Origin of the sequence: Roseiconus lacunae (assembly GCF_008312935.1) — a bacterium.
GTDB lineage: Bacteria > Planctomycetota > Planctomycetia > Pirellulales > Pirellulaceae > Stieleria > Stieleria lacunae.
Genome location: NZ_VSZO01000005.1, coordinates 253026 through 268200 on the forward strand (window position 1 = coordinate 253026; position 15175 = coordinate 268200).

General features: G+C 54.3%; 11 protein-coding genes. 7 read left to right on the plus strand and 4 right to left on the minus strand.

The genetic code is table 11. From position 1 onward, the window contains the following. Nucleotide 1 precedes the first annotated feature (1 nt). The 3 genes from FYC48_RS09485 to FYC48_RS09495 all read left to right on the plus strand — a co-directional run bounded on the left by FYC48_RS09485 (nucleotide 2) and on the right by FYC48_RS09495 (nucleotide 5420). Nucleotides 2–3523, plus strand: coding sequence for an efflux RND transporter permease subunit (locus tag FYC48_RS09485; RefSeq protein WP_149496452.1), 3522 nt, complete (start codon nucleotides 2–4; stop codon nucleotides 3521–3523). 207 nt (nucleotides 3524–3730) lie between these two features. Further along, a complete protein-coding gene (locus FYC48_RS28365; RefSeq protein WP_235034171.1) occupies nucleotides 3731–5002 on the plus strand; it encodes a hypothetical protein in 1272 nt (423 codons plus the stop codon). A gap of 142 nt (nucleotides 5003–5144) precedes the next feature. Then, nucleotides 5145–5420, plus strand: a complete 276-nt coding sequence (locus FYC48_RS09495) for a hypothetical protein (protein WP_149496453.1) — start codon at nucleotides 5145–5147, stop codon at nucleotides 5418–5420. A 263-nt stretch (nucleotides 5421–5683) separates the two neighbouring features. On the opposite strand, the gene FYC48_RS09500 is transcribed toward FYC48_RS09495, so the two are convergent. After that, complete coding sequence (locus tag FYC48_RS09500; RefSeq protein WP_149496454.1) at nucleotides 5684–7126, minus strand: PP2C family protein-serine/threonine phosphatase; 1443 nt, start codon at nucleotides 7124–7126, stop codon at nucleotides 5684–5686. Nucleotides 7127–8215: 1089 nt separating this feature from the next. Further along, nucleotides 8216–9250: a potassium channel family protein gene (locus FYC48_RS09510; protein ID WP_235034172.1), complete on the minus strand. Its 1035-nt coding sequence runs from the start codon at nucleotides 9248–9250 to the stop codon at nucleotides 8216–8218. A 573-nt stretch (nucleotides 9251–9823) separates the two neighbouring features. On the opposite strand from FYC48_RS09510, the gene FYC48_RS09515 reads away from it, so the two are divergent. The 4 genes from FYC48_RS09515 (at nucleotide 9824) to FYC48_RS09530 (ending at nucleotide 13189) form a co-directional block, all read left to right on the plus strand. Further along, nucleotides 9824–10255, plus strand: coding sequence for a MerR family transcriptional regulator (locus FYC48_RS09515; RefSeq protein WP_149496456.1), 432 nt, complete (start codon nucleotides 9824–9826; stop codon nucleotides 10253–10255). Continuing rightward, nucleotides 10252–11001 carry a MauE/DoxX family redox-associated membrane protein gene (locus FYC48_RS09520; protein ID WP_149496457.1) on the plus strand — a complete coding sequence of 250 codons (750 nt, stop codon included), beginning with the start codon at nucleotides 10252–10254 and terminating at the stop codon, nucleotides 10999–11001. Before FYC48_RS09515 ends, FYC48_RS09520 begins: the two co-directional genes overlap by 4 nt. 202 nt (nucleotides 11002–11203) lie before the next feature. Further along, nucleotides 11204–11683 carry a hypothetical protein gene (locus FYC48_RS09525; RefSeq protein ID WP_160149424.1) on the plus strand — a complete coding sequence of 160 codons (480 nt, stop codon included), beginning with the start codon at nucleotides 11204–11206 and terminating at the stop codon, nucleotides 11681–11683. 54 nt (nucleotides 11684–11737) lie between these two features. Next, nucleotides 11738–13189, plus strand: coding sequence for a TolC family protein (locus FYC48_RS09530; protein ID WP_149496459.1), 1452 nt, complete (start codon nucleotides 11738–11740; stop codon nucleotides 13187–13189). A gap of 13 nt (nucleotides 13190–13202) precedes the next feature. Here FYC48_RS09530 and FYC48_RS09535 read toward each other — a convergent pair whose 3' ends face one another. Both FYC48_RS09535 and FYC48_RS09540 read right to left on the minus strand, forming a co-directional pair. Continuing rightward, complete coding sequence (locus FYC48_RS09535; RefSeq protein WP_149496460.1) at nucleotides 13203–13484, minus strand: metal-sensitive transcriptional regulator; 282 nt, start codon at nucleotides 13482–13484, stop codon at nucleotides 13203–13205. Between the two features lie 172 nt (nucleotides 13485–13656). Beyond that, the gene (locus FYC48_RS09540) at nucleotides 13657–15165 is read right to left on the minus strand and encodes a copper oxidase (protein WP_149496461.1); all 1509 of its coding nucleotides are present in this window, start codon (nucleotides 15163–15165) and stop codon (nucleotides 13657–13659) included. Nucleotides 15166–15175: the final 10 nt, after the last annotated feature.

Genomic DNA, 15175 nt, shown 5'->3' on the forward strand with positions numbered 1-15175 from the left:
AATGTTGAGCCTTCTTATTCGTTTCTGCACAAAGGAACCTTGGCTAGTTGTGCTGCTGACCGTGGGCGTGAGTGTTGCCGGCTGGTTCAGTTTCAAGTCGGTTCCGATCGACGCCATTCCCAATGTTGGCGAAAACCAAGTCATTGTCCTGACACCGTGGCCCGGCCGTTCGCCAAAAGACATCGAGGATCAAGTTACCTACCCATTGAGTGTGTCCCTTCTGGCTGTTCCCGGTGCCGAATCGGTACGTGGGAAAAGCATGTTTGGCTACAGCTTTGTTCAGGTCACGTTCAAAGACGAAATCGATTTCTATTGGGCACGAAGTCGCGTGTCTGAGCAGTTGGGAACCGCCGCATCACAATTGCCCGACGGCGTCGTTCCACAGCTCGGCCCCGATGCCACGGGACTTGGGCAGATCTATTACTACACGCTTCAACCACCGAAAGATGGCATGACGCTGGCGGAACTTCGCAGCCTTCAAGACTTCGTCGTGAAGTACGAATTGCAGGCTGTCGAAGGCGTCAGTGAGGTAGCTTCCATTGGTGGATATGTTCGCCAGTATCAAGTCGAAGTCGATCCGGACAAACTGAGATTCCATGCGGTAACGCTCGATCAATTGGCAATGGCGATTAAGGGTTCCAACCTAGACGTGGGAGCTAAGACAGTCGAAACCACCGGCATGGAATTCATCGTTCGCAGCAAGGGCTTTCTTGGCTCAGACGGCGGAGTGGAAAAGGCCGTCGAGGACATCGAGGAAACGGTCATCTTGCAGCGAGATGGAGTTCCCGTGCATGTGAGGGATGTGGCTTCGGTTCAGCTTGGACCTGACTTTCGACGAGGCGCACTGGACTACAACGGTGCCGAAGCAGTTGGCGGTGTCGTCGTGATGCGATACGGCGAAAACCCTCGAGTCGTAATCGATCGAGTCAAGGAAAAGATCGCTGCGATTACGCCTTCACTTGGCGGAGTGACGATCAACGGCGTGTATGACCGAAGTGGCTTGATCGACGAAACGATGGCAACGCTGACGCACGCATTGCGTGACGAGATTATCATCACGGCGATCATCATCTTGCTGTTTCTATTGCATATTCGCAGCAGTTTCGTGGTCGCGATTTGCTTGCCGGCCGCCGTGCTGATGTCTTTCATCGCCATGCGATTCGTAGGCGTCGACGCGAACATCATGTCGCTTGCTGGAATCGCAATTGCGATCGGTACGATGGTCGACATGGGGATCATCGTCAGCGAGAACATCTACCAGCATCTTTCAGACTGGGAAAAGGACGGTTTGGGATCGCGGCTCAAGACGAAGCAGAGCCGTACTGAAGTGGTTTACACGGCAGCGATCGAAGTTGCGCCGGCCGTCGTCACCGCCGTTGCGACGACCATCGTCAGCTTCTTGCCGGTGTTCTTCTTGACCGGTCGAGATTACAAGCTGTTTTCACCGCTGGCGTATACGAAGACTTTCGCCATCGCCGCAGCGATGGTCACCGCTGTCACGATTGTTCCGGCCCTTTGCCGATTGATGTTGAAGAGCGCTCGCGGCAGTCGGTTGACAGCATCCCTTTCTGCCGTGGCATTGGCGACTCTCCTGGCCGCACTGTCCCAATTCATGTGGGCACCGCGTTTGGCAGAGTACTTCTCGCTTCCCTCATGGGCGATCACGCTGGCCGCAGCGGCAATTGGACTAGTCGCCGGTTGGCAATTGATGCGTGAACGGATCAAACCAATCGAAGAGATTCCGTCGAGCCGTTTCGTCCGTTGGATCTATGCGGCGCGGCTTCGACATGCACTCAACCATAAATCATTCGCGCTCTCGTTCCCAGCGTTGTTGCTGGTTATCGGACTCGGTGCCTGGGTCGGTTTGCCAACGGTGCTAAAGCCTGTCGAGCGATTCGCAGCTCTGTTCGGTGCAGACCTGAATGATTTTCCCGGGTACGTCGATGCCAAACACACTTTCACCGGTTTGCAAAGTGATGATTGGATCGCACTCGATGAAGGCAGCTGGTTCTACATGCCGACGTTGTATCCAGCAGCTAGTTTTTCGCAGGCCATGCAGGTGCTGCAAACACAGGATGTGCTGATCGGACAAATCCCCGAAGTCAAGGATGTGCTCGGCAAGATCGGGCGAGTCGAGTCTGCTTTGGATCCAGCCCCTGCGGCGATGGTCGAAACCTATGTCATGCTGAAACCACAGAGCGAGTGGCGACCAGGAATCACCGCCCGCGATGTTTGGGACGAGATCAATCGGGTCGCAACGCTGCCGGGTGTGACACCTGCATCGGCGCTCCAACCGATCGAAGGCCGCGTGGTCATGTTGCAATCGGGCATCAAGGCACCGATGGCGATTCGTGTGTATGGCAACGAACTGAATGAACTGTCGACGGCAGCAATGGATGTCGCCAGCGAACTGAAGAAGTCGCCGTACATCAATGCAGGCACCGTCAATCCCGACATTGTTCTCGGCAAGCCGTACGTCGAGTTCACCGTAGATAGGAAGGCTGCGTCTCGCTATGGGATGAGCGCTGCGATGGTGAACCAGGTGATCGAGACTGCCCTCGGTGGGATGAATCTTATTAAGACAGTGGAAGGACGCGAACGCTATCCGGTGCGTCTCCGTTACCACCGGGATCTGCGAGAACAAATCGATGGTCTGAAACGTCTGCCCGTCGTCACGCACAGTGGAGCGGTCGTGCCTCTTGAGAAACTCGCAACGCTCGAGACGACGTGGGGCCCTGGCGCCATCAACAGTGAGAACGGCCGACTTGTCGCTCACGTCTCGTTCATGACGAACGGCTCGGCGGGTGATCTCGAGTCGGTCGAAGCGATTGAAGAACAGCTGCGAGTTGCCCAGTCGCTGGCCCCCAGCAATCCTGATCGCTTGGATTTGCCGGCGGGGTATTCACTCGAAGCAGTCGGCAGTTTCCGAAATCAGATCGAGGCGAACCGCCGACTGATGTGGATCATTCCAGTCGTCATTTTGATCAATCTATTGCTGATCTATTTCGAGTTTCGCAACCTTCCCATTTCGCTCGCAGTCTTCACTGGAATTCCCGTTGCCTTTGCTGGTGGGATGGTTGCGGTCGGCTGGATGGAAGTGGAGTTGAACACCGCGGTTTGGGTCGGCTTCATCGCGTTGTTTGGACTCGCCGTGGACGATGGGGTCGTGATGGCAACGTACATCCACCAGCGGCTCAGTCGAACAAAGATCAATTCGGTGCAGGATATACGCGACACGATCTACGAGGCGGGGCTTAAGCGAATTCGACCCTGCATGATGACGACAGTCACAACATTGGCAGCATTGGTCCCCGTGCTACTTGCTTCTGGACGTGGTGCCGATGTGGCTCGAGCCATGGCTCTTCCGGTATTCGGTGGAATGCTCGCCGAGCCGTTTACGTCTTTCATCGTGCCAACGCTCTATGCCGCTTACTTGGAGACCAAATTGCGGTTTGGCTTCAAGGACGAACTCTGGACTGAAGAGCAATCTGATGAACAGGAGGAGTTTCCAATCGCTGCATAAAAACAATTTTGAAACTTCGTGAAGAACGAGGTTTCTCAGGCATCAAACCAACTAACTAAACCGATTCACGGCGGGCCAGATGGAATGCCCGCTTCGTTTCACGAAGGAGAAGAAATGCGTCACTCCCCAATCCTGACTATCTGTCTCGCTGCCTTATCGACTGGCTTTACATTCGCGCAGGGGCCTCATACGGGTCACACCCACTCAATGTCGCCTGCGCTTGCCGAGAGCACACCAGCGAGAGTCGGTCCGCACGGTGGTAGCCTGAAAGTCGCAGGCGATCTACAACTTGAAACGGTTGTCAACCAAGGCGGCATTCAAATGTTCGCCTTTGATCGCCAAGGCTCCCCAGTGTCTGTCGATCGCGGACGTGGTGCAGCCATCCTCCGTGTCGAAGGCAACGCGAAACGCTATCGCTACGATCTTTTGCCCGATGGAAAAGGATCGCTGCTGGCCCCTGTCAATCTTTCTCAAATCGCTGGACGCCAGATCGAGATCGACGTGCAACTCATCGGCGTCGGTAGTTCGGGCGTACGTTTCGATGAAGTCGCAACGGTGCCGGCAAGTGAAACTCAATTGGCTGCCGCAGCTATCGCACGTCAAAAGATCTGCCCCGTCAGTGGAAAACCACTGGGGAGTATGGGCGATCCGGTCAGCGTCGATGTTGGCGGTCAACAAGTCTTCGTTTGCTGTGCTGGCTGTGTTGATGCCGTCAAAGCCGATCCGGCGAAGTACGCATCCGGGCGTCCAAAAATCACGGTCACGACCGCTACTGCTGCCGATGCTGCGGCGATCGCCAAACAGAAAGTTTGTCCTGTCATGGATGAGCCGCTCGGTGGCATGGGCACTCCGGTGAAGGTAACCGTTGGTGACAAGCCGATCTATCTGTGCTGCAAAGGCTGTATCAAAAAGGTTCAAGCAGAACCGGCGAAGTATCTCGCGATGGTTTATGGCGGAGCTCAAACAGAATCCAATCCATCGAGTGCGACGAGCAATCTTTCGGTCTCGGTCGTCCGTGCCACGCCAGCGGATGCTTCACTGATCGCTACGCAAAAAACTTGCCCGGTGATGGACGAGCCGCTGGGCAGCATGGGCGGACCAGTCAAGTTGATGGTGGGTGATAAACCGGTCTTCCTCTGTTGCCGTGGTTGCATCAAGAAAGTCGAAGCAGAACCGGCAAAGTATCTCGCCAAAGTCTACGGAGCGACTTCACAGGGCAGCGTTCCTTCGGGGGCAGAGCAAGTACGAGAAGGCATTTACAAAGTGACTGCTGCCGATGCTCCATTCATCTCGGCGCAAAAGAAGTGTCCCGTGATGGACGAGCCGCTTGACGCGATGGGTGGACCTTACAAAGTCCACGCGAATGGCAAAGCGATTTACATCTGCTGTCCTGGCTGTGCTAAGCGAATCGCAGCCGAGCCTGGAAAATACTTGGCCATCTTGAGCAACCAGGGAGTTGCTGCACCGCTTCTTCGGTAGCAACTCTCGAATTTCAAAACACGGCGGAGTTGGCTCCGCTGTTCCGTTCGCGGGGGCGGTGTCACGACCGATTTGCTTTTGCAAAGACGTCAATACGCCGCCCCTGCCCTTTTTTGTTTCAACTCACGACAAGGACGTCGTCATGAAATCTCAATGGAAGTCTGGAGCCATCGCCGTGCTCATCTACACCCTATCACTGTCGGCCGGATGCCAATCGCTGCATTGGCTTGGCAATCGAAAGGACGAACCGGCAATGACCGCTCAGCAGTACGCTGAGCAAACTGCTGCCAATATTCAATACGACACATCGGTCGACATGGACACGGACTATCAGCCGTCCGCAGCGACCTCGTTCTCCGCTGCTCCCAACTCCGTTTCCTCTCGCCCCTTGTCAGGTGGCGGAAGCTGCTGCCATTAGCGCCGGTGTTCGCATTGCCACAAAGAGTCGATCCATTGCCTCGATACGCTGGTTGGCGTATCGAGGGATGCTGCGATTCAATGAACACCCATTCCCGATGGATTGATAATCGAGAGGTGTTCCTCAAACCTGCTTCGCTTGCACGTGCACGAATGTTCGATCTCAGAACGGGACTTCAGGAAGCTAGATTCAGATCAATCCAAGTACTGGTCTAATCTGCCTACCGAGGCAGTCGGTTTGTGCGCGACGATACCGCAGTCCCTTTAAGCCAATTGCGCCACCAATAGTGTTGTGTCATCGAACGCCTTTCGGCCTTTGCGAAACACTTCGATGGACGAACCAAACATCTCAACCAATTCACGAGCACTGCAGCTCTGAGCGGAATGCAACAAATTTTCAATCCGTTCCGTTCCGAATTGCTCTTCACATGGATCAAAGGCCTCTGTCACACCGTCGCTTACGATGACTAAGCGAGCTGAATCGCCTAGTGGAATGGTTTCTTCGTGGTAGTGAGTATCGTCCTCGACACCCAAGATCAGATCGCCCACGTTCAATCGCACTGGCGTGTCGCTCCCAATCTGCAAGAACGGAAACTCGTGGCCAGCATTTGCGTAGGTCAGTTGCCTTTTTTGCGGATCGACGACCAATAGCGCCATCGTCGCAAAATGTCCCATCATAACGTACTCGCAGTAATGTTGATTGACATCTGTCAGTATTTCCGCGGGGCTAGACGACTTCTTTGCCGCTTCTGAAACAAACGCTTTCAACAATGTCGCCGCCATCGCAGCCGGAACACCGTGCCCTGAAACATCGGCGACACAAAGTAGATAGCGTCCATCCGATAAGGAAATCACGTCGTAGTAGTCGCCGCCAACATCGTCGGCAGGCTCGAACAGTTCGGCGACGTCGATTCCGACCAGTTCACTTACTGTCGGACGCAAGTTTTGTTGGATCTGACGTGCCTTTTCCATGTGAACACGGTGGTCGCGTTGAGCGTGATCCAATGCAGCTGTCATTGTATTGATCTGTTCAGCAAGGTAACTCAGTTCTCGACAGCTTCTCGTGCGGGCAATCACGCTCAAGTCCCCGGACGCAACACTCCGTAGTGCCGAAGCGAAGCCTTGGATCGGCTTGGCGATCAGTTGCCGCAGCACTGCGCTGACCACGAACGCTGCAATCGCTCCGAGCAACAAGACGGCAAACATCTGGGTCAACAATGAGCGACGCGTTGATCTCACTACGGCTGAACGTTTCTCGGAGATATAGACGGTGCCTGCTGGTCCAGTGAAAGCCCCGACAACGAGCGATCCGTTGGCTTCGGCGTCTATTGAGTCAGCTGTTGAACGCATTGCAGCGAGCATTTCATCGGAAGCATGCCCATGCGAGATCGCTTGGAAAGGCAGCCCTCGCCAATCCGCAGCAATATGGTGACCGGGGGAATCGTCTGTGTTCATTCGAGCGCATACATTGTCGACCAAACTTTGAATCGCCTTCCCGCCATGAACTTCAGCGACCAGCAACGATTCGTACATCGTTTTCGCTTCTTCGGTCAACGCGATCTGTTTCTCGTGCAAATGCCGATCCATCCGCAGTCGGTAGTCTACGAGAAGAAACGAAACGACGACTACGAAGAGAATTGCATTGACTAGGACAAGCAGTTGCCGACTGATTGGCAACTGATGCCATCGGTGTTTGAATGTATCCATCACGGCACCTTAAACAAAGAAGCCGGACGAGTTTTAAGGCTCGCCCGGCTGACAGGGATCGAACGGGACCAGAAGCGACTAGCTGAGTTCAGCAGATTCGACTTCCGTGGAACCCGACGATCCTTTGCTGCAGCACGCACCGCCAACGCTGCAGCAATATGCTCGCTTTGCGCAACAGCTTGATTGACCTGGGGAACTGACCACATCGCCGGTCGCGGCTTTTGGTTCAGCGTGCTTTCCGCAGCACCGTGCACTCACCGAGCAGCAATACGCCCGCTTGGCACAGCATGTGGACTGAGAAGTTGCACCCGAAAATTCGACTGTGGTTACTTTGCCTTCAGCATGTTTGCCACAGCATGGCGCGTGAACCGTACAGCAGTAGGCATGCTTGGCGCAACACATAGGCCCCGCAGAGGCAGCGGCATCAACGTTGCCGGGGACGAATGAAACGGTAAACAAAACAGCAGAGAATACAGTAGCTAACATTTTGGAAACTCCTGGATTGACGGCGCAGCGGACATCGACATGCACCGATTAGGAAACAGATACATCTTCATTTTTGGATTGGGCCTGGCTTCGCAAGTCGAAGCAACTCCAACCGCTAAATCTGAAGACGAACGTGCCAAACAATCAGAGAGTTGAGGCGGACCGAGGGAACCAGCCGGCCGAGAGCGACCGATTCAGGTTTCCAAATGATCCGTGAAAAGTCGCTGCGATTCAAACCGCGCGGCGTCAGATCGGCGTCAGACGTTCGAGGCGGCAGCCAAACCTTCGTACCGCAAGACACCAGTGCGGGGCATTCGGGCGACGGTTCGCCGTCACAGCAATTGTGCCCAACCGTCTGCAACTGGCAGCAGACGTGAGGACACGGTTTCCCTGCATATAATCCCGCCCGAGCGGCCGGCGAAGATGCCAACAGCACCGCGAACACTGCATAAGCAGCAAAAAATCGAGCGGTCGAGTTGGTGTGGCGGCGGTTCATGACAGGCATTTCCAAATGCATTCAAAAGATTCGTTTGAAGGAATCTCTTCTTTGATGCTCTTTGGATGCACAGCTCCGACGTTTCTTCACGACTTTGCGAAAAGATTCTAGGATTCTTTGCCGGATTCGCTTCTGGTGCAAACAGCCAGCGCGTTCAGATCCTGAAGCCACACGGATTGCTGATCGACGAACGCAGCTTGCAATTGGCTCGCTAGGTCATCCGAGTCGCAGATCGACTGCGAGACCTCGATCGCCAGTCGCGGATCGGGATCGCTGTGCGTCGAGTGACAGACCACGAAATGCAGCATGGTCTCTTCTAGCATCTGCATGCTGGCGTGCCAGAGCCGATCGACGGCCTCAACGCTAGCGGCAGGCTTGTAACCATCGACCTGTCGCGCCGCTCGCATGATCGAAGATACCTCCAGACAGAATCTCAACATGCGGCTCATGGCGTATCGAGATTCGCTGAACCGAAAGTAATGCAAGACCGGATAGAAATGATGCGATTCCAACAACTCCGCCATGTTCGACGACAGTGTGTAAAGGTCTTGGTTAACCAATGAAGGATCGCTTTGGGTTAGGTATGCTCGCAAGTAACCAAGGCTGTCTCCGGTTCGTCCAGTGCGATACTCAATCTCATTGGCAAACTGGTTGCGACGGGCGAGTGTCGAATAGACGGAGATGACGTAGGCAAGCACAAGCGTGAAGAAGCTGAACCCCAGGCCAGCGGCAGTGATGGTCAAAAACTGCATCGCTGGCGTTCGAGGAACCAAGTCGCCGACGCCCAGCGTCGTGATGGTAAACCCAGAAAAATACACCGCGGTTACAAAATCCGTATCAGTCGGAGTCGATCCGGTCGCTGTGATGCCGCTTCCGAGTTGAGACCAAACGATCAGACTGATGCCAAACAATAGCAGCGTCGCCCAACACAACACTTGCGTCACGATTAGTGCGGGACCGCAGTGAACGAGAACTCGCGCATGAGCGAACGTTTGCGTTCGGACTAAAAAGTGAAATCCAAAATTGATGACTTTCGTGATCGGGCCGACCGTTGCCCGTGGATGGAGCACAGCCATGAACGTTTCCCAGACTCCTAAGCAAGTCAATAGAAAACCGCCAGCGGCAATGAACCAATTCATCATGCGCCGTATTTCCCAAAAATAGTCATTAGCTCCCGGATCTTCTCGTCTTTGCCGAGCGTTCTTGTTTTTAAAACTATTGCGATCCTGGTTTACAGCAATTAGCGACAGTCGAAACGGCAGAAGTCTATCCTATTTGCGACGTCGACGACAGTTTTCTGGAACCCCATACTAGAAAAGGCCGACGGTTGAATTCTCAAACCGGCCCGATGCCCAGCAACGTCTTGGTCGGAGTCGCTCAGCCGCGAGCAGCTAAATGCATTGCCAATAGTTGCGGCGATTGAATTCTGCTCTGACACATGTCATCACAAAATGAACCGGATGATATTTCAACGGTACCGGTCATGCGCACGTCTTGTACCCCAAGCAAGGAAGTTGTGCCTGGCTGTCCACAGAACTTGCTCTGCATGACGATGGCCAGGATGGATGTAACAATTCGCGTTGCCGAAGGGGTGCTGCTCGAAGAAGTACCGACCTGCGAATAGGCGTCTCCGCGCATCTGGCAGCGATTCTGCAGAAAACGGCTTGACTCCGTACCGTAGTACGGAGCCGATAATACGCGTGGAGGATAGATCAATGAGCCGTCAAACCATCGGAACCGTCGCAAAAGCAGCGGGAGTCAACGTTGAAACCATTCGTTTTTACGAGCGAAAAGGATTGATACAACAGCCGCGCCCGGTTTCGACATCGTTCCGCGAATACCCGGCTGGGACAGTTGAACGAATTCGCTTCATCAAGCGTGCGCAAGACCTCGGGTTCACGCTCGTCGAGATCATCGACTTGCTGAAGCTGTCAGACGGAGAATACGGCACGCGGGCCGACGTTAAGCGATTGGCGGAATTGAAACTCGGATCAATTCGTCAAAAGATCGCTGATCTGCGGCAGATGGAAACGACGCTCCACGATCTTGTTTGCCAATGCTCAGGGCGCGGAAAGGTTCCTGGGTGCCCGATTATTGAAGCGCTAATTTCACCCGATCCCACAGAAATCAACAAGGACAAACGATGACCACTCAAATTGCGACAACGCTGAAATGCGGAAGTTGCTTAAGCAAGGTACGCCCCCAACTCGATGCATTTGAAGGGATGCATTCGTGGCGTGCAGACCTGAGTGATCCGCGAAAACTACTGTTTGTCGATTTGGCTCCTGAAATCGATCCAGGGCGAGTTGTCGAACTGATTCGCGATCAAGGTTTCGAAGCGAGTATTGTCGAAGAAGCTTCGTATGCTTCGGCACAAAAAGACGGTGCCGCGGAAGAGAGCCGTTTCCGAGTTTCAACTTACAAGCCACTGTTTCTGGTGGTGATGTATGTCCTCGGTGCATCTTTACTGATGTTGCGGGCGGCCGGTACATGGCATCTGTCGATGGGGACGACCTATTTCATGGGATTCTTCTTCCTCGGTTTTGCATTCTTCAAGTTGCTTGATGTATCCAAATTTGCAGATGCTTTCGCAACCTACGATATCATCGCCAAACGGTCTCGAGCATACGCATTGGCGTATCCGTGGGTTGAAGTGACCTTGGGAGCAATGTTCGTTACTGGCAGCGCTCTTTTGGTGGCCAACATCGCCACAGTTGTCATCATGTCGATCGGATTGATTGGTGTCGTCTCTGCAGTTCGGAAGAAGCAGTCGATCCAATGTGCTTGCTTGGGAACCGCGTTCAATCTACCGATGTCAGTCGTAACAGTCATTGAAAACTCCGTCATGATTCTCATGGCTATGACGATGATTGCAATTCACGTTGCCGGCTGACGCTACCGGGTCGGGGACACGAAACGATGGAAACTTTAGAGGACTTTTAAGATTGGCCTAAATTCGTGCCTCCCTTGATTCCGTTTCGCCCGAAGTCGAATTGATAACTTGTGAGGCCGCGGAACGATTGGATTGATACCCCGGTAAGGTATGTCCGATACAGTTGATGACGCTGGTTTTCGTCTCTCTCGCGGAAGGTCCGATGAAGCTCAATCGAATTTGCATGGCTGTGGCGGCGGTAACAATGACCGTACAAGCCGCGGAAGCGCAGGAGAATCTTGCAAACGCACCCAAGCTGGTAACGGCGGTTGTGCAGGACGTCCCGTTGATGTCCCAGCAGAATCAAGCGGTGCATTTGCAATTTGATGATAGCGCTCGCGACGATTTGCCTGCGAGTATCACGCGACCGAGTGGAATTCTGACGCTGGCGCCCGCAGGGCTTCAAGGCTTGCCCGCGTTTCCAACTCGGGGACATGGTTGCAACCTGTGTCCCGACATACGCTGCCAAGGTCCTCTTTATTCGGGTTGCTCGCCGCGGATCTACTACGGCACCAATCCTCGGGACGACGATCCCATTCTGCCGCTGTACCCTCAGATCAATGATGCCAAGACGACGCATTGGTACGACGCGGCTTTACGGATGGTGCGACGCAAGAAAGCAGTCGCTGAAGTCATTAAGTAGCCTCGCTGAATAGCAAGCCAGAAGACCCAAACAAAGCGTTCAACGGATTGAACCATGTCACGAAAGATTCAGCTCATCACCGCCGGCTTGGTCCTGGGATCGATTGCGAGTGTTTGCTCTGCACAGTCCCCCACAACCGACTCGATTCGAATCGAATCGAACCAGGTCAATCCACCGCAGAATGCCATGCCTCAAGATCTGCGAGGACGAGTCGGCGAGGACTTCACCGAGCCGCCGCCGGTTCCGCCCGTACCGCAGTCTCTGACCGAGGAGACGTTCACATCGGGCGAGGCGCCGTTGACCATCGAGGCGATCGAGTCCTTCGCTTGCAGCCGCAACCCGACATTGACACAGGCTCAAGCACAGACTCAGGGCGAGCTTGGCAAAGCGATTCAAGCAGGGCTCGTGCCGAATCCGACGCTTCGTTACGTCGGCGAGCAAGCGGGACTCGAAGGCACGGCCGGTGAATGGCAGGGCGTCGAGTTTTCGCAACGCATTGTTACGGCCAAAAAGCTGCAACTCAGCCGAGCTAAGTTTCTGCAGATGACCCGGGCGTCCCAGTGGCGAGCGCTCGAACAAGAGTACCAGGTGCTGAACGATGTTCGAATGAGTTTCTGGATGACGCTCGGGCAGCAACAGCTGGTCTCGATTCACAACGAGATTCTAAAGAACTCCGAAGATGCCGTTGTGACGGCACGCGAGCTTTACAACGAAGGTCAAGCGACTCGGGCACAATTGCACGAAGCGAATGTGATGCTGCAAAAGGCTCGACTTGATCTACTCATGATCCGGAACCAGCTGCACGCAAAATGGTACGAGATGGCGTCGCTGGCTGGCCTTCGAATGCAGCCCACGCCACTGGATGGTTCACTCGAAGGTGAGCTTTCGCTCATAGATTTCGATCAGGCTTTGAATCGATTGACCACCGAGAGTCCGCAGATACTCGGAGCCCGAGCTAAGCTCCAAGCGGACGAGATCAAAGTCAGACGAGAAACCGTTGAGCCGATTCCCGATCTCGTTGTAACTTACGGTTACGGTCGCAACTTTGAGGCGGGGCAAAACACGCATAACACCGGCGTGTCGCTGGAAGTCCCACTGTACGATTGGAATCAAGGTACGATCCGGCAAGCGGAAGCCGACGTGATGCGGCAGCGTGGCGAAATCGAACGGATTGAGTTTTCGCTTCAACGACAACTTGCCCAGGCGTATCAAAATTATCTGACGGCTTTGCAGAACGTCCGGAGTTATCAAGAAGTGATTTTGCCGGAATCACAGAGAGCCTATGAAGTCCTGCTTGATGCGTACAAGGAAAATCGTGTCGACTGGCCAGCCGTTTTGCAGAGTCAACGCAATCTCTATCAAGAGCAGACCAACTATGTGCAACATCTAGTCGCATGGCGCAGCCAAGAGACACTGATCACCGGGTTCTTATTGCAAGGTGGACTGACGCCTCCAACCGGCCCAACGCCACCGGGGCACATTTCGGCAACGCCGAAGCCGCGATAGGCGAAATCACAAACTACGTTTGCGAGTACTTCTCGATAAGGTCGATCAATTCATCGAGAATCGCTTGGCGTTCCGATTCACTCTTGGAGTTGGAAGCGGAAGCCAGGCTGTGTTTCAGGTGATCTTCCAGAATCAACCGGGCTACTTTCGCTAGGGCGCCGGTTGCCGCACTGACCTGCATCACGACCTCAATGCATGGCGTGTCCTCTCCGACCATTCGATCAATCGCCTCAACTTGACCGACAATTCGCCGCAAACGGTGGTGGATTCGCCGTTTCTCGTCGTCACTGAGCATGAGTTACGTCGCCACCTGCGGTCGTAAACGGGGAATGATTCTTCGGAATGGATTGGATTGAGTCTACGCTGCTTCGATCGCTGGGATGAGATGTCCTCTAGGCAAGCAGCGGACAAGAAGCCTCATCTTACTGGCATCCTCTCCATTCGGGGAGCGGTCTGCTCGCCTCCGTCTAGCCCATGTCCATCATCTTCGGAGCCGCCTCGTAGCGTTCTGGATCACCGAACCGCCGCACGATTTCTGCGAAAACCACCCCCTTTTCGACGGGCTTGTCACTCTCCATGACCAGTTTGAATAAGTCGTCCGGCAGCACGCGCATCACGGTCATCAGTCCTTTCACCGCCATCGGGTAGTTGGCGCGCATCCCACGCGTTTCCTTACGGGACCAAATCGCCTTCATCATCTGCTGATCCTTTTCCATCCCCTGCATCTTCTGTGGATATCCCGGGACGTCCCATCCTTCACTTTCTCGACTGAAATCGACCGCCGGTCGCGTATCGGTGTTGGCAAGATAACGGTCGACAGAAACATTCTGACGAACGCGTGGACCGACCTGCCGAACCATGTGGTTCATCATGTGGTGAACCATGTGGCAATGAAAAATCCAGTCGCCAGGATTATTGGCGATGAATTCAAAGTTGGTCGCTTGCGCAACACCCACGAGGGATACATTGCGAGGGACCCAGGTACTTTTCGGCGAGCGGGTACCTTCGTGTCCGGTTTCCCAGTAGGTGTGACCGTGCAAGTGAATCGGATGGTGCTGCATCGGCGCAAAGTTCATCAGACGTACTCGTACTCTCTCACCATGCTTGCACACGAGCGGCGTTGTGTACGGACCGCTTCGGCCGTTGATCGTGTGCCAGTTCCAATCCATCGCCCAAGAATCGGATACGGTCTGTGTCGGCGCGATGTGGAAGTTCTGAAAGATCAAACCAAAGTCACGGTCGACCGGAGGATCAAATACCTTCTTTGGGTGCACAATGAACCAACCCACCTGACCGAAAGCTTCTTGCATCGCGACGTGCGAGTGATAGAAGAAGGTGCCTTCTTCATGCACGTCGAACTCGTAAACCATCGATTTGCCGGGCTTGATCGGATTCTGAGTCAGCGTGGCCGCTCCGTCATACTGAATCGGCAACTCGAATCCGTGCCAATGCACGAACGTGTCTTCGGGCAATTCGTTGGTCACGATGATGCGAACTCGATCACCCTGGTTTACCTCGATGGTCGGTCCAGGCATGCTGTCGTTGAAACCAAAAACATTCATCTTGTAGCCGGGAAGGAATTCTCGCTCGACAGGCATCGAGACCAAATGAAATTCCTTCGCCCCATCGACCATCTTCCAAGGCAACTTTTCCAGATCGGGTGCTACAAACGGGGCTGGTCCAGCGGAAACGGGGCGGAAGCCGGGCATCAGTTTGCCGAGATAGTAGTCCGAGTCCGGATCGTTTCCCCTTGACGGCTTGAACCGGCTGAATCCATCGATCTCGGCGGCGACGTTTGAGTCGTTTGGTACGCTCGCCGCAGCTCCCGGATTGGCTACCGGAGGCGGAGCATCCGAATCATTCGGAAGCGTTGGCTGCTGTCCCGTGGCGGAGTTCGACAACAGGCCACTGGAAAGTCCAGCGGCAGCAAGCGAGCTTGTCTTCAAAAAACGTCGGCGATCTTCTGGGTTCGTCATGGTCGTTAAT